The organism is Leptospira kmetyi serovar Malaysia str. Bejo-Iso9 (genome assembly GCF_000243735.2).
In the GTDB taxonomy this organism is placed as follows: Bacteria; Spirochaetota; Leptospiria; order Leptospirales; family Leptospiraceae; genus Leptospira; species Leptospira kmetyi.
Genome location: NZ_AHMP02000003.1, coordinates 2,747,487 through 2,768,523, shown reverse-complemented (window position 1 = coordinate 2,768,523; position 21,037 = coordinate 2,747,487). Strand labels below are relative to the sequence as shown.

The 21,037-nt window shown below is 43.0% G+C and carries 23 protein-coding genes; 6 read left to right on the top strand and 17 right to left on the bottom strand.

Going from position 1 to position 21,037, the window contains the following annotated elements:
- The first annotated feature begins 92 nt into the window (after window positions 1-92).
- Together LEP1GSC052_RS15375 and LEP1GSC052_RS21550 are read left to right on the top strand one after the other, a co-directional pair.
- The gene (locus LEP1GSC052_RS15375) at window positions 93-1,766 is read left to right on the top strand and encodes a P83/100 family protein (RefSeq protein WP_020986023.1); all 1,674 of its coding nucleotides are present in this window, start codon (window positions 93-95) and stop codon (window positions 1,764-1,766) included.
- Window positions 1,767-1,920: 154 nt separating this feature from the next.
- Complete coding sequence (locus tag LEP1GSC052_RS21550; protein WP_010573366.1) at window positions 1,921-2,577, top strand: hypothetical protein; 657 nt, start codon at window positions 1,921-1,923, stop codon at window positions 2,575-2,577.
- A gap of 28 nt (window positions 2,578-2,605) precedes the next feature.
- On the opposite strand, the gene fliE is transcribed toward LEP1GSC052_RS21550, so the two are convergent.
- The 3 genes from fliE to flgB form a co-directional block, all read right to left on the bottom strand.
- Window positions 2,606-2,989, bottom strand: a complete 384-nt coding sequence (fliE, locus tag LEP1GSC052_RS15365; RefSeq protein ID WP_010573367.1) for a flagellar hook-basal body complex protein FliE — start codon at window positions 2,987-2,989, stop codon at window positions 2,606-2,608.
- A 2-nt stretch (window positions 2,990-2,991) separates the two neighbouring features.
- Window positions 2,992-3,453: a flagellar basal body rod protein FlgC gene (gene flgC, locus LEP1GSC052_RS15360; protein ID WP_010573368.1), complete on the bottom strand. Its 462-nt coding sequence runs from the start codon at window positions 3,451-3,453 to the stop codon at window positions 2,992-2,994.
- 66 nt (window positions 3,454-3,519) lie between these two features.
- Window positions 3,520-3,951 carry a flagellar basal body rod protein FlgB gene (gene flgB, locus LEP1GSC052_RS15355; protein ID WP_010573369.1) on the bottom strand — a complete coding sequence of 144 codons (432 nt, stop codon included), beginning with the start codon at window positions 3,949-3,951 and terminating at the stop codon, window positions 3,520-3,522.
- 123 nt (window positions 3,952-4,074) lie between these two features.
- Here flgB and LEP1GSC052_RS15350 point away from each other — a divergent pair, with 123 nt between their 5' ends.
- The 3 genes from LEP1GSC052_RS15350 (at window position 4,075) to LEP1GSC052_RS15340 (ending at window position 5,929) form a co-directional block, all read left to right on the top strand.
- Window positions 4,075-4,365, top strand: coding sequence for an STAS domain-containing protein (locus tag LEP1GSC052_RS15350; protein ID WP_010573370.1), 291 nt, complete (start codon window positions 4,075-4,077; stop codon window positions 4,363-4,365).
- A 115-nt stretch (window positions 4,366-4,480) separates the two neighbouring features.
- Window positions 4,481-4,828, top strand: coding sequence for an LIC10301 family lipoprotein (locus LEP1GSC052_RS15345; RefSeq protein ID WP_100737948.1), 348 nt, complete (start codon window positions 4,481-4,483; stop codon window positions 4,826-4,828).
- Between the two features lie 36 nt (window positions 4,829-4,864).
- Window positions 4,865-5,929 (top strand): tetratricopeptide repeat protein, encoded by a 1,065-nt coding sequence (locus LEP1GSC052_RS15340; protein ID WP_020986196.1) that lies wholly within the window; start codon window positions 4,865-4,867, stop codon window positions 5,927-5,929.
- 261 nt (window positions 5,930-6,190) lie between these two features.
- On the opposite strand, the gene LEP1GSC052_RS15335 is transcribed toward LEP1GSC052_RS15340, so the two are convergent.
- From LEP1GSC052_RS15335 to LEP1GSC052_RS15270, 13 genes are all read right to left on the bottom strand, one after another.
- Window positions 6,191-6,607 carry a YbaN family protein gene (locus LEP1GSC052_RS15335; RefSeq protein ID WP_040913634.1) on the bottom strand — a complete coding sequence of 139 codons (417 nt, stop codon included), beginning with the start codon at window positions 6,605-6,607 and terminating at the stop codon, window positions 6,191-6,193.
- Between the two features lie 117 nt (window positions 6,608-6,724).
- Window positions 6,725-7,327, bottom strand: coding sequence for a hypothetical protein (locus tag LEP1GSC052_RS15330; protein ID WP_010573374.1), 603 nt, complete (start codon window positions 7,325-7,327; stop codon window positions 6,725-6,727).
- Between the two features lie 25 nt (window positions 7,328-7,352).
- Entirely contained in the window at window positions 7,353-8,237 is an 885-nt protein-coding gene (locus LEP1GSC052_RS15325; RefSeq protein WP_010573375.1) for a WGR domain-containing protein, read from the bottom strand.
- A 56-nt stretch (window positions 8,238-8,293) separates the two neighbouring features.
- Window positions 8,294-9,274 carry a dienelactone hydrolase family protein gene (locus tag LEP1GSC052_RS15320; RefSeq protein WP_010573376.1) on the bottom strand — a complete coding sequence of 327 codons (981 nt, stop codon included), beginning with the start codon at window positions 9,272-9,274 and terminating at the stop codon, window positions 8,294-8,296.
- Between the two features lie 139 nt (window positions 9,275-9,413).
- On the bottom strand, window positions 9,414-9,938 hold the full coding sequence (locus LEP1GSC052_RS15315; RefSeq protein ID WP_010573377.1) for a hypothetical protein: 525 nt from the start codon (window positions 9,936-9,938) through the stop codon (window positions 9,414-9,416).
- Between the two features lie 240 nt (window positions 9,939-10,178).
- Entirely contained in the window at window positions 10,179-10,640 is a 462-nt protein-coding gene (locus LEP1GSC052_RS15305) for a hypothetical protein (RefSeq protein ID WP_010573378.1), read from the bottom strand.
- A gap of 560 nt (window positions 10,641-11,200) precedes the next feature.
- Entirely contained in the window at window positions 11,201-11,614 is a 414-nt protein-coding gene (locus tag LEP1GSC052_RS15300) for a hypothetical protein (protein ID WP_040913633.1), read from the bottom strand.
- A 373-nt stretch (window positions 11,615-11,987) separates the two neighbouring features.
- Window positions 11,988-13,388: an NAD(P)(+) transhydrogenase (Re/Si-specific) subunit beta gene (locus LEP1GSC052_RS15295; RefSeq protein ID WP_010573380.1), complete on the bottom strand. Its 1,401-nt coding sequence runs from the start codon at window positions 13,386-13,388 to the stop codon at window positions 11,988-11,990.
- A gap of 4 nt (window positions 13,389-13,392) precedes the next feature.
- Window positions 13,393-13,677, bottom strand: coding sequence for an NAD(P) transhydrogenase subunit alpha part 2 (locus tag LEP1GSC052_RS15290; RefSeq protein WP_010573381.1), 285 nt, complete (start codon window positions 13,675-13,677; stop codon window positions 13,393-13,395).
- A gap of 67 nt (window positions 13,678-13,744) precedes the next feature.
- Window positions 13,745-14,494, bottom strand: coding sequence for a 7-cyano-7-deazaguanine synthase QueC (queC, locus tag LEP1GSC052_RS15285; RefSeq protein WP_010573382.1), 750 nt, complete (start codon window positions 14,492-14,494; stop codon window positions 13,745-13,747).
- Window positions 14,495-14,503: 9 nt separating this feature from the next.
- On the bottom strand, window positions 14,504-14,890 hold the full coding sequence (gene queD, locus LEP1GSC052_RS15280) for a 6-carboxytetrahydropterin synthase QueD (RefSeq protein ID WP_010573383.1): 387 nt from the start codon (window positions 14,888-14,890) through the stop codon (window positions 14,504-14,506).
- An 83-nt stretch (window positions 14,891-14,973) separates the two neighbouring features.
- Window positions 14,974-15,120: a hypothetical protein gene (locus LEP1GSC052_RS21480; protein WP_046690929.1), complete on the bottom strand. Its 147-nt coding sequence runs from the start codon at window positions 15,118-15,120 to the stop codon at window positions 14,974-14,976.
- 135 nt (window positions 15,121-15,255) lie between these two features.
- A complete protein-coding gene (locus tag LEP1GSC052_RS15270) occupies window positions 15,256-16,869 on the bottom strand; it encodes a DNA ligase-like domain-containing protein (protein WP_020985925.1) in 1,614 nt (537 codons plus the stop codon).
- Window positions 16,870-17,243: 374 nt separating this feature from the next.
- Here LEP1GSC052_RS15270 and LEP1GSC052_RS15260 point away from each other — a divergent pair, with 374 nt between their 5' ends.
- Window positions 17,244-19,805, top strand: a complete 2,562-nt coding sequence (locus tag LEP1GSC052_RS15260; RefSeq protein ID WP_010573386.1) for a penicillin acylase family protein — start codon at window positions 17,244-17,246, stop codon at window positions 19,803-19,805.
- Between the two features lie 118 nt (window positions 19,806-19,923).
- Here LEP1GSC052_RS15260 and LEP1GSC052_RS15255 read toward each other — a convergent pair whose 3' ends face one another.
- Entirely contained in the window at window positions 19,924-20,856 is a 933-nt protein-coding gene (locus tag LEP1GSC052_RS15255) for an ankyrin repeat domain-containing protein (RefSeq protein WP_156892128.1), read from the bottom strand.
- Between the last annotated feature and the right edge of the window lie 181 nt (window positions 20,857-21,037).

The following is a 21,037-nucleotide window of genomic DNA, read 5'->3' as shown; positions in this document are numbered from 1 at the left end:
AAAATCCTTGTCTCAATAGAATGCTTGAGGATAGCATATCCCCTGGTCCAATGACTGCTTTCACTTCCGAGGATGAAAAGGAGTATTTTAGAATGTTCAGAATCTTGATAGCGTTCGTATGTTTCGGTTTTTCTTTGTCTTTATTTTCTCAGGAAAATTCCAAACTCGGAGAGAAAGAAGTTCGTTCTTCTCAAAGGGTTCAGTTTATCAATCGTTCCTCCGCACGCGCCGGAGAAGAAGTTCGCGGAACCAACGAGAAAGTCGGTTTGGGTCTTGCGGACATTCTGAAAAAAGAACCGGATAAAACTCATACGCAAGGCGGAGTCAGCGTTACGAGAATCGCCCCCGAAGAAAAAAAATTCGGAGCGGACGTTTTTGCGATTCTGGAGGATTCGGATTACGGTCATATCAATTCGATCCAAAGAATTCTTTCCGGTTTCGTGAAGTCGAACTTCGGCTACGACGATAAGAATTCCGATATTCTCGCCACTTATATTCTTTACTACAACGCGATTCACAGAAAGGACAAGGCCTACGTCGGAAAGAAATATTCCAATTCCGTAATTAAGTTTGTAAGCGCAGGTTCCATCGGGATTTCGAAACGTTATTCGGAATGGCCCGGTAAAACCCAGATCATCATTCCTCTCGTCGAGGACGTTCTCGGAAAGGACGTTCATACGGACGAACTCGAAGACGAGGTCAACAAGGACTTGGACAAGAAGAAGGAAGGACAATCCGAAAAGGACAAGTTCAACGATCTTCAAAACGAAAAGAACAAAAAAGAACTCGAAGAACTCAAACGCAGAAAAGAAGAGAACCAGAACAAACAAAAGGAAATTTCCGATAAGGAAACCAAAACCGATAAGGAACTTCAGGAACTCAACAAGGATCCGGTAAAAAATAAAACCCAGATCGCCGAAAAGAAAAAAGAAAAAGAGCAGATTCAAAAAGACAAGGAATCCGCTAAAAAAGAAGAACAGAAGTTAAAGGAAAAAGAAAAGGAAGTCGTTAAGAAAGACGAAGAAAGAAAGAGCAACAACAGTTCTTCAAGTTCGTCCAGCTCTTCCAGTTCCTCTAAGTCCGATTCTAAAAGCGATTCGGGAAACAAATCCGGAAGCGACAACAAGTCTTCTTCGAACGATAAAAAGTCCGAAGCCGAGTTGAAGAAAGAACTCGCGGAGACTAAAAAAGAATTGGAAACCAAAAAGGAAGAAGAAAAGAAAAAAGAGGAGTTCGATAAGAACGTCGTCGGCGGTAAGATTCTTTTCTTAAAAACCCTGAAGTATTTGGACAAAGGTCATTATAACAACGAACTTCAAGTGTTGGACCCGACTAAAGACGATACGATCTTTCGCGGAGACTTTAACAAGATCTGCGGAAGAACCTTCGAAATCGTGGACGGAAAGGCTCTTGTGATCGGTTTTGAAGACGGTCACTCTTCCAGTCACAAATTGATTTTGATCGATCAAGAAACTTTGAAACCGACCCTCTCCGCGGAAGATAATATCTTCTGGAGATCTCCTATGATCGTAAAGGGCGATGAGATTTACGCATTCGAAGAAGTTCAGGAAAAATATTATCTTTCCCGTTTCGGCAAGGACTTGAAAAAACAAGCGAAGTCTTCCGAGGAAATCAGTCCGAATTCGAACGTTACTTTCTACGGAGAAAAAATCTACGTAACCGGTAAGGAAGAAAGTTCCGGTAACGTTCAGATCACCGTTTTTAACAAAGCGGATCTGAAGTTGATTAAGAAGATCAAGCCGTAGTTCCGACTCGCAACGCGATCTGACCGAACGATCCATAAGGAGCGAGGTTTTGAGTTAAGAAAGCGTTGTACTGACTTTTCCAACGCGGAAACATTGCATTGCCGTAAAAAACCGGGAGCTTATCCCGGTTTTTTTACTTTAAGGATTTATAAAATTGGAATTTGATCCGAAGGTCCTCCGGGAAATCGTCGATGGGTTTGTTACGAAATCGGAAACATTCTTTCCGGCTTGGGAAGAATCGACGAACGCTGAAAGACCCTTTCAAGCCGAACGAAACTTTTATGGAAGCGCTTTGCACCAAGCGGAGTATCAAGAATCGATTCTAAGTTACGTTCGAAAAATTATCGAGCACAATCGCAACGGTTCGATTCTCTGGTCCTCCGAAGAAGAACACGCGGGAACTCATGCGGCAATGGCACTGGCGCTCTTCGACAAAAGATATATTTCTGATTATATCGACTTTCTACGGACCAACGATCTGGATCACGAAGTATATCAAAGCGACGACATTCGAGAACTGATCGAACGATGGGGTTGGTGTGAGGAAACGCTGTCTTTGGCCGCGGCTCGCAGTTTTCGCGGACAGTTCGGTCCCGATCAACTCGGAGAAATGTTAAGCGAAGGTCTGGAAGAATATCTGACGGAAACGGATTCCATTGCGTCCTTTGCAGAAAAGATCTGCGCGGAAATTCAAAACGATTCCTCCATTGTCAAAGAAGATTATGAAGAATGGATCGAGATCGTTTCCGAATCGTTTGAAGAAAATCAAAAATCAGTACAAAGAACGATGAAACGAAAGCTGCAGATTTGAACAGGATCGTTTCGTTTACTAAAAAATCTTATCGAAGAGAAGTCAGTTCTCTGTAAGCTCGAACAACTCCGTCCGCAATCGTCTTTGTGAACGTAAGAGCGACTCTTGCTTTTTCGGAAGCGATCATCACTTCGTGAGCGTCTACGGAATTCGGATCAAAAACCATCTTTTGAGTCATTTCATCCGCATCCACTTGAAGATCGTTCACGGAGGTCAGAGCATTCTTCATCGCTTCGGAAAAACTTTCCGCTACGTAATCCGGTGAAACGGGTTGTTTTACGTCTTTGTAATGTCTATCTTCCGTAGTGGAAACTTTCACGTTATCGCCTTTGGGGCTGAGAGGATGCGCCTTACCGCCGTTATATCCCGAGTTGTAAGTGTACCAAAGAGAAGAATTAGAATTGATTTCCATGATTAAGCTCTACCTATTTCCAAAGCCTTGTTGAACATCGCTTTGGATCCGTTGATCATTTGAACGTTTGCTTCGTACGAACGAGAAGCCGAGATCATATCCGTCATTTCGGTGACGATATTGACGTTCGGCATTTCCACGTACCCTTTCTTCGGGCCGATCTGAATCGAGTCCGGGTGAGTCGGGTCGTAAACCAAACGAAGAGGGGTCATGTCCTTTTCGATTTTCATCACCTTCACGCCTTTGCCTTCTCCGGGGGCGACTCCGAACGGATAAACGGGGCTGTTCCATCTGGTTCTCAGATTGATCGGAGTCATGACGACCCGATCCCTTCTAAAAGGACCGTCCCCGTTCGTATTACGAGTCGTAGTCGAGTTTGCGATGTTATTCGAGATAACATCCATTCTCAGTCGTTGCGCGGATAAGCCTGTGGCGGAAATGTTGATCGATGAAAAAAGGCCCATGACTACTTCCTAATGTTTAAAATTATGTCTCATTAAAATCAATTCAAGTAAATAAAATCCGAATTTTTAAGCCATTCTCATGACTTGTTTCAAGTCCCTGTAGTTCTGGTTGATTCTTTCGGACATCATCATGTATTGCATTTGGGAATTGGAGGCTTCCACGACTTCCTTTTCCACGTCCACGTTGTTCCCGTCCGCTCTCATAGTAGTTAAGTAATCTATATTCGCTTTCGGTTGAACTTCGCGGTAATCCAGGGCTTTGAAAAATTGAATATGACGTTCGTCGGAGATTTGAGTCGGAACCTCTTTGATCGCTTCGATTTTTTCGGATTCGACGGCCCTTTTGATCATGGATTCGAAAATGACCTCGGATCTTTTAAAATGAGGAACGTCCGCGTTTGCGATGTTGTCCGAAATCACTTTTCTCTTGAAAATGGAATTATTCATTCCTCTTTCCAGGAGATCCTGGGTTTTCATGAAATGGGTTTTCTCAAACATTATTTCTCTCCCCTCCAAAAAATCGGTTGAATTTGCGATTTCCAGGAGAGATTTTTTTAGGTAGAAAGTTTTTTTTGTCCGAAACTTACAGAGTATACGGAAAAACTTTTAAGCGAATCTTCCATGTCAGACAACCCCGAAACAATCGAAATCACCCCGGATCTTTCGATCCTGTTCAACGATTACTACGCATTCCGGACGATGCTCATGGATGCGATCGCCAAAAAACCGAAGAATATCATTCTCAATTTGGGAGATATTCCGGTGATGAATTCGATTTCGATCAGTTCCCTCGTTTGGTTTTTAAAGAACGCCCGCTCCGAAGGAATTTCCTGTACGATCAGCGCGATTCATCCCGATCTTCTCAACACCTTCGAAGTCCTGAATTTAAAAGAATATTTGGACGCTCAGTAAATTCTTTCCTAACGTTTTAGAATCCGTCTTATCCGAATGAATCCGAACGATTTATGCGTTTTGCCCGCGACGATTTTCATTGGACAGGGGGAGCCGGATCTCTATGCTTGAATCTATGAAAAAATTGGTTCTCATCATATCCTTGATTTTGTTTTTATTCTCCGCTTGTAAAAAAAAGGAAGAATTGATTTTAGGAGATTGGATCAAAGTCAAAAACTGTCCGGAAAAGGGAGAATGTCCGAATCCGGAAAAAGGAAAGGGATCTCATCTTCTCATCCTTCCCGAAGGACTCGCGAAATACGATACGTTCCATCTTACTTATAAGATGCAAGGCGACGATATTCATTTCAATCTCGCGGACCTGGCCTTCGATTTGGAATATAGAATTCTCAAAGTAAACGATAAAGAATTACAACTTTTGAATAAGAAAGAAGACAACGTTGAATTTTTCGAAAAGAAATAAATTCCAGAATTTAATTTCGATTCGATCGGAAATTTTATGAATCGTTTGTTTTTTTCCTTTTTGATTTTGTTCTTTCTTTCGGCGGAAATTTTTTCCAATGAGGAAGATGAAAATCTTCCGGGCAATTCTCCGCCGGTTCCGAACATGGAACATTCTCCCGGAGATCCGACCGAAGCGGCTCGAAGAAGAGTTCAGATCGCCGCGCTCAATACCGAAACGGTCAACCTCATTCGTGCGAATAATCTTGCGCGCGCTTCCGTCAACATCGACAAGATCAAGAAGTTGGACGAGAATACGGTGGAATATCATTATCTGAAAGGTTCTTATCTTTACGCGCAAGGACGTTATCCTCAGGCGAAAAATTCTCTCTTAAGAGCGATTCAAATTCATCCGGGTCACGACCCTTCGTATTATCAGTTGGGAATGATCTTCGTTCAAAGATCGAAGTGGGCGAGATCGTTGGAATACTTTCAAAAAGCCGTGGAACTTTCCAATTACAATCCGTTCTATAGAATCAACTTGGCACTCGCTTATTTCGAAACCGGAAATTATTTAAGGGCCAAAGCGGAAGCGGATCGGGCGATCGAACTCAAACCGAATTTCAGAGCGGCGAAACTTCTTCTTTTAAAATCCAATTTTCTTTTGGGCAACAAAGCCGACGCGTATTCTCAGTGTGTCGATTTCGTAAAGGAAGGATTCGTTTCCCGGGAATACATGTTGATCCATGCAAGGCTCGTAATGGACATTCATCAGAATTATAGAAAGGCGATTAAGATCTACAATCAATACGGAGAACTTCCGTTTCAGGAAAAAAGATTTTTAGCGCACGCATATTACAATACCGGCAACTACCGAATGGCCGCGGCGACGTATCAAACCGTGATTCAATTTAGAATCGCAGAAGAAGAGGATAAGATTCAATACATCCGTTCTCTTTCGTTTATCAAGGATTATAGAAGACTCGAATCTTTCGTAACGTCTTGGCTTCAGGAAGAACCGGACAAACGTAGAAAGGTGCAGGAAGCTTTGGACATCGCGGAGCTTCTCAAAGAAAACGAGTCTAAAGTTTTTCACATGTTTCCTTCCCGTTCTCCTTACTGAGGTCTGGTCGGAACTCTGACGGCTTTTTAGTGAAATTTCGGCCCTGCCGAACGATCCGTAGAGAGTGAGGCATTATTGAGTTTCTTTTTTAACTCAGATTTCGCCCCCTACGGGTCGCGAAATAGGGTGGAGGTGGAGAGGTGGTGGGAACCTTCCGGCAAATCTCCTATATCAGAAAATCATACTTTTCGCAAGAAGAATTTAGATGCTCCAAATTGTAGGAACTCCTACAATTCTCCCCAAAAAAAATCGTTGCCGAGTTCAGCTTTTCGGTTTGGTCGGAATCCGAATCAAATAAATCACGACCAAAATGCCGATCAGCGAAACTAGAATTTTCACCGCTAAAATCGGAATAAAAAAGAACACGGTCGTTCCCATCGTTAAAAAGATCATCGAGATCGCGATGATCTTCGCGCGAAGAGGAATCATTTTGTGGATTCTCCAATCGCGGATATAAGAACCGAAATATCGGTTGTTCATCAACCAATTGTAAAATCGATGCGAGGCCCTCGCATAACAAGCCGCGGATAAAAGTAAGAATGGGGTCGTGGGAAGAATCGGCGTAAAAATCCCGATAATCCCTAAGGCCAAAGAAACCGAACCGGTGATGAACAATAAAAAACGAATGATCTTGGAACGATGCAAACGAACTTCGTCGCTGTAATCTTTTTTCTCCATAATCAATAGAATCGAAATCACAGATAACAATTCAATTCTTTCTTAGGCCGCAAAAGTCCGCGACCGCGTATTCGAGTTTAAGATTCTATTTTTTCTTTCCTCATTCGGGGGAGAATTTTAGTTCTTCCAGGCTCGGTCGTTTTCAAACCAGTTGTTGAACTGCTGAACGTAATTCTCTTCCGAGAATTTTTTGAGCGGTTCCAACTCCGCGGCGGAATACAACTTCACGATTCTAAATAAGACGTCCAATTGAGCCACCATATGATCCAGATCCAAGGAACCCAAATACTTCAGATAAAGATCGAGATGTTTCAGACTTTTTTCAAGAAGCCAAAGCATTGCGTACGTTCCCGTTTCCAATTCTTCGTGCGTAACAAGTCCTTCCCCGTCGTTCTTGTTGTATCGAATCAGCTCTTTGATAAAGTCGATCGCCGCTGCTTCGATCCCTTCGTCTTCTTTGGAGATTTCGGAAAAAATTTCTTGCTCGGTCAAAACCCGATCTCCGATCATAACGCCGAAACCGAACCACGGATCGGATTCTTCGAAAACCGGATCGGATAACACGGATTCTTCGGCGTCCTTGAGAATTTTCGTCCAACTTAAGATCGCTTCTTTGATTTCTTTCGAATTCGATTCCGAGATCGGCACCAATACGAGATGGGCCGTAAATCCGACTTCTTCGTCCATGGTAACGGTCTTAAGGGAGAATTTCGGTTTCATAGTATGATCCTATATTATAAAAATCTTAAGAATAAACTTCCGGGAAAGAATCGATATCCAAAATTCTCTGCGCGAGAATCCTCAAAAGAATTTGTCCGAATAAAAGAGAATCCGTTCCGGGAATCTTAACCGCTTCGCAGTCTTCGTGCGAAACGAAAAGATACGCGGGTTCTTTATGAACCGTTTTTTTCAAAGGATCGCTCAAGATCCAATTCTGTCCGAATTCTATGATACAAGGAACGTCGCTGATCGAGAGTTCTTTTTCTTCCAAGGCTTCGAGATATTCTTCGTTGTCGCCTTCCTCCAGCGCTTCCGGTTCCCATCCGCCTTCGTTCATGTTTCCTTTTTCGTTGATTCCGAAAAATCCGATACAACCTCCGCCTAAATCTTCGAAGTAGATTCCGTTGTGAACCTGGGAAGTTTTTACGTAACTTTTCGGTAAACCTTTTGCGGGAGAATTTGCAAGAGGAGGATTACAACGAATTTCGCAGGGTTCCGTAAAACTCGAATCTCCATATTTAAGCTCCGCGATCAAAACGTTTTCGGAAGAATCGATTCGTATTTTCGTAACCTGAGCCGCAAGTTTCGCTAAAATTTCCTGATCTTCTTTCGTTTCGGTTAAGAAGGAAAAATGTTTGAAAAACCCTTCGGGAAGATTCTTGCTTTCAGAGAGTTCTTTCCAAGTTTCGAGATAGTTCGCGGCCCCGCTTTCCTTGTATCCTTTTTTGATTTTTTCTTTGAGCAATTTATCCGCTTCTTTGAGGCAGGTCGCTTCGTCTGCGAAGGTTTTTGTTTGCGTTTGCCCTGCGGTTCCGGTTTTTCCGTACGTTACCGTAAACGAGTTTCCGGAACTTTCGATGTTCCAGAATTTATCGGAAGAATCATCTTTGAAAAAAAGTTGATGTTTCATTTTGAATCCTATCGTAGATGAAAATGGTAATTCTTCGATTTCATATAATGTTTTTCTTATGGATTATAAAGCTGAAAAAAGTTCACCGCTTCCTGATCCGCGTTCGGTTTTGCGGCCACGTCGTTTGCGTCGAATTTTGCGGAAACCGCTTTGGCTTCGTCGAAGCTGTGATGTGTGTTCGGATAAACGGTTATCGCGATCGAGTTGTTGGTTGCCGCGCTGGCGCCTAACGTTTGTGCTCTGGAAATTCTCGTGTCGCAATAACCGCCGGTATAAAGCGGATCCAAACCCGCCGCGAGAATTTTAACGTGTGTATAAGGCAGATATTGGCTCGTGGAAATTCCCCCGAACGCGTTGTTCAAACCGCATCCCGGATAAAAAGAAATCACGGCGCGGAACGGTCTGGAATTTTCGGTTCGATATTGAGTCGTCGTACTTGTGTCGGCGGTGGATAAAACACTGCTTCCTCCGTGCGACCATCCTAGCAAAACGATTCGATTGTTGTTGATGATCTTGGATCTTTTGAGGTAGGCGAGCGCGGCATAAGCGTCCGTCGGTCTGTCGGTGACTTCTGATGTTCCGACATTCGATCCGTTATTGCATTGATTTTGATCCGCGTTTCTCGGCGTAAAACTGTCGATCAAAAGCGTCGCATATCCGAGATCCTTTCCTCTGCCCGCCCATTCCGTAAAAAGAGAAGCGGGCGGTTTTGTAGCGTCGCTGTTGGAATGAGCGCCCGCGCAACCGTGCATCATTACGATCAAAGGGAACGGTCCCGATCCGGCCGGTTTGGAAAAGTAACCGTCCAAGATCAAATTTTGAGTTTGATTGTAAATTTTGAATTTGTAGTTCGTAAGTTCCGAATCTTGATCGATCAGAACCGGACCGGATGTAATGCTTTGGATTTCGATTTGTTGAGCGATTACGGTCGAACCTCCCGCCAAAAGCCAGGGAGAATCATCGTTCGAATGTTTACAACCGACAACAATGATACAAAAGAATAGAATGAATCTTACGTTGATTTGAAATAACTTCATGCGAGGAATAACAATAGGTTTCGGAAACATTTCAGGCAAAATTAGAAATAATTAATCTTATTATAGCATGACAGAAACTTTAGAATTCTTGAAGATACGAATACATACTTCTGTTTAATTTTTTAAAAAATCGAATCGCTCATTCTACGTTGACGATCTCTTTGAGAGCGCTTTTGAAATGTTCTTTCGTTGCGATCGTATGTTCCAAGATCGTTTTGTTTTTTAAGGTTAAACTAACCTTATCCGCGGAAGAGGAATTTGCGAGAAGTTCCTTGATTGCGGATTCTTCCAAGTAAAAATAAAGAACGACCGCGTCGTTGGAGGAAACATCGGATTTATAGAAACTTCCGTAATAATTTCTCTTTGGAGTTTTGAAAACGATTTGAGAATAGGCATCCGTTCCCGAATACACATAGTTGTTCACCCAGAATTCAACGTTATACGCTATGTAGGATTTATCCGGGCTCATGGTTTTCGTAAAAACGAGAAAGTGATTGTATCCGTTCGAATCTTTTAACGTAATATCGATGTTTTTACTGGAAAAGATCCTTTTCTCCGCTTCGTTCGCGTTGATTACGTTGGAATCAATTCCTAAAACAAATCCGATCCAAAGAATCGTTTTGAGAATTTGTCTTTTTAAAATCGAATTTTGGGTTCGTTTCATTCTTATCCTTCTTGAATCTAAAAATCGGATCTTTAAAGAATCGATTTTATCAGAATTTAAAATCCTTTTCTCGTCATGTTATCGAATGACTTTTCGTAAGAGTTCGCATAAGAACGTTTAAACGGAGATAAAAGGATTCCGAAGTTTGTTATAAAACGACGGAATTGTCGAATCAATTTTGATCGAAAGGACGTGGAGGTTTCTGTCGAATTATCGAGATCGAAAATTTGACACAACGGATTAAGAATTGAAATGTTTTTTGGTGGCTATGGAAACCGCTCGGCCCATGGTCCGAGTGATTAGATTCATCGTATATATGCTCAAAACGTGATAGGCTTCGCTTTCCGCGCCGAGTTTTTCCTGCGCTTCCGCTAAGATTTTTTTAGGCTCTTGAATCGAAAACTTTTCCGCGTTTTTGGATTGGATCGGATTTCCGTCCGCGTCGATATCCTCTTGAGAAAAGGAGAATGTTTTAAAATAATCCTTGGAAAGAATTTCTTCGTATTCGCTCCAAGGCAGAGAAGAAAGTCGTTCCGCATACGGAGTCAGTTCCGGAATTTTCGAAACCGAGACCTTGAGTTCTTCGACCTTTTGATCGAGCTCCTCATTCGTGGGATTACTCGGATAAAATTGATTCTTTTTGGAGCGGGTTGGTTCTGAGGTTGATTCCTGAGAATCTTCTCTATTCTGATTGTCTGACAAATTCTTTTCCCGAAATAAAGTTACGATCGGTTTCCACTTGAGTCATTGGTAAAATCGCCGTTACATTCTCGGAAAATAATATCTCTCTTTCCTGCTTTTACGGACATTCGTTTCCGAATCCCGTGCAATTTTGCCTAACGTTTCCTGGGACCTCTTTCGAAATCCTATGGTTTCAAAAGAAAACGGAAAACGACCGGAGCCGCACAGATCGATATAAAGAGCGAGGTTAAAATTCTGCCAATGGATTCTGTTATAAATTCTTTTTAACAGTCCGCTTAAATCCAGGATTTCGGGAACGGTTGCGAGGGCAATCTCATATTCAAAGAATCTTATGCAACATTAATGCGACATGGAAAATGAGGTAATTGACATATACGGTCGTTTATTTGTCGGGTTTTCGAATTTACGAATTTTATTTTTGCGATTTGATGACTTTTTGATTCAAGAATTCGACTTTCGATGAGCATAACGTCCTAAAATGCGGCGTTTGCCCATCGGTTTTCGATCTTATAGACCTTTCGTATTAGGGAACGGATTTCGAAGTCGTTTCGAATTGAGAATCAAACTTTCGGCTTTAAAGAAAAACAGAACCAAATCATAAGACAATAGACGGTCATAATAATCGGACTGAACCACCAGGCAAACCACGCGAAGTACGAAGCGTCCGCAGTGTAGATATAGTAAATGTGGCCGGGAAGGCTGGCCGTTACGTAAAAAGTAATAAACCAATATCCTATTTTACGTCCGATGCTCGCGTCGAAACCGTAGGTTTTAAAGAAAACCTTGTGCTCCCAAAGTAACGCAAAGGAACTGTACAACATAACTACGAACAATGCCGAATCCACGAGCGGGGACATAAATATCGACGGATCTACTTTTCCGTTGCGTAAGTAATTTGAAAAGTTGATTAAGTGAACGACAAAACCCATCGTAAATAGAATCGGCATGGACCTCTCGGCGTGAAACTTTAACATTTTGTAACCCTCATTCGGTAAGCGTTGCTCAATAATTTTTATCGATCTTGAATTGAATCGCTTAGGTGCGGTTCGAACAACTAGAAAACCCTCGCTTTCTTTCCAATTTTGAATTAAATTCTTTTGCAACGGCCTTTTCTGAAAGTATCACTCACCGTGAGTTGGAATGAATTTTGTTTTGGGCTGAAAGGAAAATACATTAGAATACTTTTAAATTCTAATGTATTATTCGGAAGTGTTGTGTTTGTGATTTCTAAAGGTTTGGACTTTCTTCGCGCGATTCTTTATTCGCCATCGGGAAAATCCAAAATAAAAAAGCCGGACCTTTGCAAGTCCGGCTTTTTGAACATTCTCCGGTTGAGAACGGAAACTGTTAGGTTTCTTTGAGAGCGGCAACGATTTCTTGAGTGGCTTTCTTTCCGTCTTGGAAATACATAAGCGCGTTGTCTTGGATAAACAACGGGTTTGGAACCCCTGCGAATCCCGGGCTCAAGCTTCGTTTGATTACGATAACCGTTTTCGCCTTATCCACATCGAGGATCGGCATTCCGGCAATCGGACTATTCGGATCGGTTTTTGCGAGCGGGTTCACGACGTCGTTTGCACCGTTGATGATTACCACATCGACTTGTTCAAAGGAAGGATTGATTTCGTCCATTTCCTTCATCTTGTCGTAAGGGATATCGGCTTCCGCAAGAAGAACGTTCATATGGCCGGGCATTCTTCCCGCAACCGGGTGAATCGCGAACTCTACGTCGATTCCTCTATCCGTTAGAATATTATAAAGATCTCTTACTGCGTGCTGAGCTTGTGCAACCGCCATTCCGTAACCCGGAACGATCACGACTCTTTGAGCCATATCCAGAAGCATTGCGACTTCTTCCGCGGAAGTACTTTTGGTTTTTCCGGCGTAGATATCTTCTCCGCCTTTGGAGTTGTCAACCGCCGCGCCGAGTCCACCGAAAAGAACGTTCGGAAGAGAACGGTTCATCGCTTTACACATGATTTGTGTAAGAATGATTCCGGATGCTCCCACGAGTGAACCTGCGATGATCAAAACGTTATTGCCGAGAACGAATCCGGTTGCGGAAGCCGCGATTCCCGAATAAGAGTTCAGAAGCGCGATTACCACCGGCATATCGGCCCCGCCGATCGGCATAACGAGAAGGATTCCTAAAACGGAACCGACCGCAACCACATACCAGTACCATTCTATCTTTTCAGGCTCGATGACTACGAAATAACTGAGAACGATGGAACCGATGAAGAAAAGAATTTTTACGATCTGATCACCCGGATAACGAACCGCTTTTTCGGAAAGTAAGCCTTGGAGTTTTCCATAAGCCACGAAACTTCCCGTAAGAGTTACGGCGCCGATAATTCCGGATGCTGCGGTTGAAATCGTAAACTGATACGATTTTAATACTTCGAGGTTGGTTCCTTGATGAAGAACTTCCATAACCGCCGCGCCTGCGACGAGAAAGGAAGCGAGACCGCCGAAGCCGTTCAAGGCCGCAACGAGCTGAGGCATGGAAGTCATTTCCACTTTTACGGAGAGATAAACTCCGATCGCGGTTCCTACGATGAATCCCGCTAAGATATATTCATAGGCAAGACCCTTTTCCACAAGAGCGGCGGCCACTGCGAAGAACATACCGACCGCGCCTACGAAGTTTCCTCGTACTGCGGTTTTCGGGTGAGAAAGAAGTTTCAATCCTACGATAAAAAGGACGGAGGAGAGAAGATAAACTAAATTGATGATCGATTTTTCCATATTCTTACTTTTCTTTCTTCTTGAACATTCCTAACATTCTATGGGTTACCAAGAACCCGCCAACAACGTTGATCGTAGCCGCGACCATCGCGATAAATCCGAGAATATTGATCAATGGACCGTTTACGGAATGAAGAGAGAGAATCGCTCCGATGATCGTGATTCCGGAAATAGCATTGGAACCTGACATAAGAGGAGTATGTAAAAGGGGAGGAATTCTAGTGATGACCTCGAAACCTACGAATACGGCTAATAAAAAGATCGTCAGGTAACCTACGAACTGTTCCATAATAACTTTTCCTAATCAGAGATTCCTTCCTTTGGAGAGCTGAGGAAGGCCGGGTAAACCGATGGGATCACTTTTCAGAAACTCCTGTCTCCTGAAAACCTTTTTTTCTCAAGAGACAGGCGTCGCATTTTCCGCAGGCTTTCCCGTTCTTAGGGTCGTAGCAGGAGAATGTAAGATGAAAGGGAACCTTCAATCGATTCCCGAGAAGAACGATTTCTTTCTTCGTAAGATTTTGAAGCGGGGTCACGATTTTGATCGGAGAACCTTGGCTTCCTTTTTTGGTTCCGAGTTGGATCGCCATCTCATACATTTTGATAAACTCGGGTCTGCAATCCGGATAACCGGAATAATCCATGGCGTTGACGCCGATATAAATGGAATCGGAACCCGTTCCTTCCGCGAGTGAAACCGCAAAGGAAAGAAAGAGAATGTTGCGGCCCGGAACGTATGTGTTCGGGATCTCGTCTTTTCCCAAAGAGTTTTTCGGAACCTTGATCGATTTTTGCGTGAGGGAAGAACCTAAGAACAATTCGGGTTTTAACTTTTGAATCGTGTGAGGAATTCCTAATTTACGGGTTACCTTCTTTGCGTAAGACAATTCGATTCTATGTCTTTGTCCGTAATCGAAGGAGAGCGCTTGGATTTGTTTTCCGTCCGCCAAGGCTTGATACAAACAAGTCGTCGAATCCAATCCGCCGGATAAAAGAACGACCGCTTTGTCGTTCGAAAATTCTTCGGAAGATTCTTTCGAAGATTTCTTCCGATTCTTCGTTTCGGAATTCTTTCTTTTTAAAGTCGGATCGTTTGCGGAATTCAAAGTTCGAACTTATCCTTGGGAAGAATTTTTCGGACCTTCATAGATGCAGGCGCTCGTGCACGTTTCGTTCAGAGTGATTTTATAAAGCAAGGGCAACAAGGGTTTGAGATGATTCCAGAGCCAGATCGAAATGTTTTCCGAGGTAGGATTCTCAAGTCCCGGAACGTCGTTGAGATAATAATGATCCAGATGATTTTCGATGAGAGGTTTTACGATCTTGCTGACTTCGGCGTAATCGATGAGCCAACCCGTTTTCGAATCGATCTTTCCTTTTAAATGAAGTTTAAACCGGAAGCTGTGACCATGCAGTCGTTTGCATTTATGGCCGTCGGGTACGTTCGGTAAAAGATGAGCGGCGTCGAAGCGGAATTCTTTGGTGAGTTCGATTTCTTCCATTGAGGTCCTGCCCGGTGTTATAAGTTCGGAAGATCTAAAGGTCGTTGACCGGGATCAGGTGAAGAGACTGAGAAAAAGCCGGTTTATTTTACCAGCTCTTTCAAAATTTCCTGTCTTTTTTGATCTTTTTGATGTTCGTTCAAAACCAACCATTCTCTTTTGATTTGTTTAGAGCTTACACCCTTAAGTTCTGCGTATTTGTTGAGAAGTTTTGCAGTTTTCTGGTTCATATCGACCAAAAAAACGGAACGAGAGTCCCTGTCAAGCAACTCAGTTTGAGTCTTATTGTTCTCGGAAGAATTTCGTGGTAGTTCCTACATTTTGCGATTTCTGCAAAGCTCTGTTTCGGAAAGTTGTATGAGTTCCTACATTTTCAAAAGAATATCGACGGAATCGATCTCTTCTTCGACCCCGATCCGCTTCCCAAGCGAGACATCTTCGAGAAAAAAACCGATCTTATGTCTCTTTGAAACCACTCGACTTCGAAACAAAAGTTCCGTTCTCCAAAATGTAGGAACTCCTCGGATCGGACCTTTCTTTTCAATCGTATTCTCCTTAAAGAAAAGATCCAACTCAGCAAACAAAGAATCCTCCGACCCGACGCTGATTCGCGCGATCGTAATCAGGGAAGAATCTTCCCGATCCTTCCGAAGACCAAAACTCAATTCCCAAAAGGAGAATCCTTCCTCGCTCATCGCCTTTCTTCCATAAAGCAAAACGGCTTTGACGCTTTTAAGCGCGGCCCGGATCGAATAAAATCGAAAATCTTGCGGATCAAAAACAAAGGCCTCGGAATTTTCACCGAGAATATCCTTTCGAAAAGAATTTATATCCAACGATCGCCCCATCGAATCCGAGGCGGGAACTTCAACACGATGTACGATTTCAACACGCGGAGATTTTTTACGGAAGAGAGAATTTAAAATTTCAATCCGATGAGAATTGATTTGATTCAAAAGATTCTCGCCTTTGTATTTAAGAATATCATAAAAAACGAATGTATTTTTGAAGTCTTTTTCGATCAGCCGGCCTAAAAGGACGATCGGTAATTCCGGAAGCTCAAGCCCGGCAAACTCCGTGGATCCCATCGAAGAAAAAAGCTCCTCCAAGGTTTCGGAAATTTCCTTTTGATAGACGTAATTTTCTTTGGTCCATACCGCGGCTCCAAATGCATTTAGAACGACTTGAACCGTAACGCAGTTTTCCGGTATTAGAAAATACGAATGTCCGTTTAAAGAATTTTCTTCGGGAAAATCCTCGGCTTCGACCTTGTTCCATTCTACGTGAAAGGACGGATCGATTCTTATCCGAATTTCCGTTTCGGATAAACGAATCGGTTCGTCTCGATCGGAAAACCATTCCGAAAGAGTTTTCAAAAATGAAAAAGATTTCCAAGGAACGCCGAACGTTTTCGTTTTTTCGAAAAGGATCGCAATCTCCAAATCGAAACAATCGGCGATCGCAAAAAGTAAAATCGAATCCTGAATTTTAAGAATTTGTTTTCCCAAAAGAATTCTATGAAGAAAAATTTTTTCGGAAACGACTGCCGAATTCCAAAAAGAAAAAAGGATTTCCTCGATTTGTTCCGGCTTTTCGGAATCGGCTCGTTTTGAAAGGACGGGCCCGTTGGATCGGATTGTTTCCGCGATTTTTCGGATCGAAAGAAGCGTTGAAGTCGCCGATTTCGTTTTCTTTTGGGAAGAATTCTCCGTTAAAAGAGCCAAGGCCTCGGCGCAATCTCCGACTTCTTGGATCGAACTTTCAATCAACCAATTCGGTTTGCCCGAGAATTCTCGAGCGAACGAAATCAATTCTTCTTCTCGGAGAATTCCTTTTTCTTTTTTGCCGCTTAAATAAAAGAATGCGACGTCGAGTTCTTCCAAATCGCAAGAAGAAAGATAAGAGGTAAGAATTCTTCTTTTTCGAATCGGATCCGATTCTTCTTTGAGTTCTTCGCAGAGTTTAAAAAAGGAATTCACGGCGGAAGTTATATAAGACGCGATTCTAATTTTTAAAACGAAAGAAAAGAATGAAAGCGAATTCTTTTCTTATTTCCGCAAACTTTCGGATCGTTTCTGCAATATTTTCGATCCGATCGGCAAAGACCGTCATGGTCGTCCGGAATTTCGGGGAGTTTGTATTTATAATTTCGAATAGGATTCTCAAATTATCAAAAAGAGTTTGGAAAAAGGGATTTTCTAAAAAACTTTTCTTGCTATTGAAATCAGATTGGATAAGCTCCATCCCCGGAAAAGAGGGAAATGAATTTCGAAAGTCGATCCGCGTTTGATCAATCGATCGAAAAACGTTCCGCAAAATTCTTTTTTAAAACTATAGAAAAACCGGTTAGGCTATGAAAAATTTCGTTCAATACGTTTCCGATTTCTGGAATCGAACTCCGTTGTGGATTCGCAGATCCTTGATTGTCGTTCTTGTTCTGATCATTTTTGTAAAAGCGTTGTTCGCATTTTTAATCTATTCGAAAGCTCCCCGTTTATCCGGAGAACTCAAAGCGCCCGGGCTTGCAAAACCGGTTTCGGTGATACGGGATTCTTACGGAGTTCCGCACATTCAATCCGAAGATTCTTCGTCCGCCTATTTTGCGTTAGGTTATGTGAGCGCGAGCGATCGTTTGTTTCAGATGGAAATTCTCAGAAGAGCCGCTAAGGGAGAATTATCCGAAGTACTCGGAGCGGAGCTGGTTCCCACGGATACTTTTTTAAGACAGATTCTTTTAAAAAGAACGGCCGAAAAAATGCTAACGGAAGCTTCGAAAGGAAATCCGCAGATCCTCAAAGAGCTCGATTCCTTTTTGGAAGGAATCAATTTCTTTTTAAAAACGGAATCTCTTCCGATCGAATTTACGATTCTCGGTTATCAGCCGAAACCTTTTGATCGGATCGACGTTTTAAGCGCGCTTTCTTTGTTGTCGTTTTCGTTTGCCGAAGCGTTGCGAAACGATTCTCTTTATACGATTTTGGAAAAGAGACTTCCGAATCGCAACGTCGGAGAAGTTTTTCCAAGACACGATACGGAAGATCCGTTTTCGATTCAGGAGAATCAACCTTCCTTTTCTCCGAAAAAACTCGTGACGTACGGAAAAAACTTTTTTCCAAGCCGGGATAACAAGGCCGACAAAAACGAAAAAGAGGCAAATCCATTCTCCGTTTCCAAATCGGAAAACGAATCCGCTTCCGACTTGGAAGATTTCGGTTCCGTGATTCGAAAAACGAATCGGATCTTGGAAGAACTTCCTTTGTTTTTAGGAAGCAATTCTTGGGTGATCGCCCCGTCTCGATCAACGACGGGCGGTGCGATTCTCGCAAACGATCCTCATATCGGTTACAGCAATCCGGGAACTTGGTATGAGGTTCATCTAAAAGCGGGAGATCACGAAACATACGGTTATCATCTTCCGATCGTTCCATTTCCTTTAATCGCGCATAACGCGAAGAAGGCCTGGGCTTTGACGATGTTGGAAAACGACGATATGGATTTTTACGAAGAGGTTTTGCATCCTACGAAATCGAATCTCGTAAAGGAAAAAGGAAATTGGGTTCCCGTCGAAGTTTTTAAGGAATCGATTCCCGTGAAAGGGGAAGAATCGAGAGAGATTACGATCCAAGTGACTTCTCATGGACCGATCGTTTCCAAACCGATTCCCGGTTATAACGGTCCGGTCGTCTCGATCTATTGGGTTTTTCATCATCTTTCCGTTCCGATTCTGGAAACAATTTATTCCCTCGGACGTTGTTCCACGTTGCAGGAATGTTCCGCGGTCGCGGCCGATCTTCCTGCGCCGGGCTTAAACGTTTCTTACGCAGATGCGAAGGGGAACATCGCGTGGTGGGGAGTGGGTAGATTTCCCCTTCGTAAAAAGAAAACGAATACTCGTAAAATTCTAAACGGATCGACGGGAGAAGACGACGTGATCGGATATCTTCCGTTTTCTCAAAATCCGAAACTGATCAATCCGCCGGAGGGAATCATTCTTACCGCGAATCATCTTCCCGCATACGATCTCAAAGGTTTCGGAAGACCGGAAGGTTATTGGCAGGAATCGGATCGGGGGAGAAGGATCTACGAACTTCTATCTCAGAAAAAAAATTGGTCCGTGGACGACGTCAAAAAAGTTCAAACCGACGTTCATTCTTTCTCGGCGCGAACGATCGTACCTTTGATTTCTTTGGAGATCGAAGAGGATCGGAATTGGTCCGGCGTTTTTAAGGAGGCGTTGGAAATTTACAGAAAGTTCGACGGAGAAAACACGTTAGACTCATCGGGAGCTACGATCTTTCACACGCTCAATCAATTCGTAATGTTGAATCTTTGGCTCGACGAATTCGGAGAATCCGATCTGAACGTTTTCGGTCAAAGCGCGGAACGATGGAACGCATACAAATCCATTCTTGCTAATCCGAAGTCGGATTTTTGGGACGATCTCAAAACTCCGGATAAACGCGAAACGAGAAAGGAAATTCTCATCCGTTCGTTTATTCAAACGGTTCGTTATCTTTCCAAGGAACACGGAGGTTCTCCTTCGTCTTGGAAATGGGGTAAGGCGCATCGGATCACTTTCGAACATCCGATGGGAAAGGTTCCGGTTCTCGGATCGATTTTCAATCAAGGACCTTTTCCGGTCGTTTCGGGAGAATCCGTGATCAACCTGATGAACCAAAAGGAAATCAATCCTAAAATGAGTCCCCACGTCGGTCCGTCCAAACGAAGAATTATCGATCTTTCGAATCCTGAAAATTCCTGGTCGGTGTTGCCCACCGGAAATTCGGGAAATATGGGTTCTCCGTTTTACGGGGATCAGATTCAAATGTTTTTAAACGGAGAACACCGCGAGATTCGATTCTCGCAATCTCAGATCGAGAAGGATTCGAAATATGTTTTAAAATTCGTTCCGTAACGATTCGAAGCGAAACCTCGCGGAGATCGCTACGTTGTGATCCCCGCGAGATCGGACCGATTTAGATCCTCTCGTAAGGTCGTTCGAACTCGGGCGCTCGTAAGAACATTATGATATTCTAATGGATTTGATTCATCATTTTGTCCGCTAACGTTTCCAAAAATTTCAAAACCTGTTTTCTTGTAGTCGTGTCCGCGATGCTGAGCGCGGAATTCGGATTCTCCAGATCGGGATCGGCTCCGTTTTCCAAAAGGTATCGTATGATCGGAGTTTTATCCTGAGGACCCGGTCTGCACGCGAAATGCAACGGAGTATAGGCGTACGTATTCGGAATCCAATTCGAAGCGGAATTGAGATCGCCTCCGTTTTCGTGTAGGAATTTTAAAATTTCCAAATGCTCCGAGGGATTGTGATTGGAAGGACCTAAACAGGCTTCATGAACCGCGTTTCTTTCGTGTACTTTTGTGTTCGGATTCGCCTTTTGTTCCGTGACCAAATAACGAACCAGATCGAACTTTCCCAAGTTTACGGCCCTGGGAAGAATGGAATCCTCCAGCTTCAATCCCTGCTCGAAAAGAAATTTCACCGATTCCAATCCGCTGAAGGTCGCGATCTCGAGAATCGTATAGTGATCGTTTCGAATATTAGGATTTTTTAAATCGATTCCCGCGCGTTGGTATAATTTTAAAATTTCAATTTTCCCGGAATGTGCGGCTTCGACCACATCCTTTGGATCGGGCATTACGTTTTTCTGAAGTAGATATTCTACGACTTCCGTTTTTCCCCGATCGCGGCAGGCGTAAAAATGAAGCGTGTTTCCGTTCGAATCTCTCGTATCCAAAGGCAATCCGAAACTTTCCAGAAATTCCAAAGTCGCTGGACTGTTTTCGCTTGCGGCAAAAAACAACGGAGAATTTCCGTAGAACTCTTTGCCTCTGGATTCTAATTCTTCCTTTATCTTTTCGATTTCGTTTTTTTCGATCCATCGCATCAACGTATAACGATGTTCCGTTTTGGCTTTTGTCAATTTGGGTTCGCGGGTTTCGTTCATGATCGGGCTCCTGGTTTGATAACCGAGATCGAATTCTTTTTTCAATCGGAATTTTGAAATTCTCCGATCGTATCCTTTTTCAGTCTAAATAAATTTTTTCCAAAGTCATATCGGCTTATAATTAGAAGAGAATTTTGATAAAAGCGTGATTTTGAAAATGTAGGAACTACCACAACTCGGA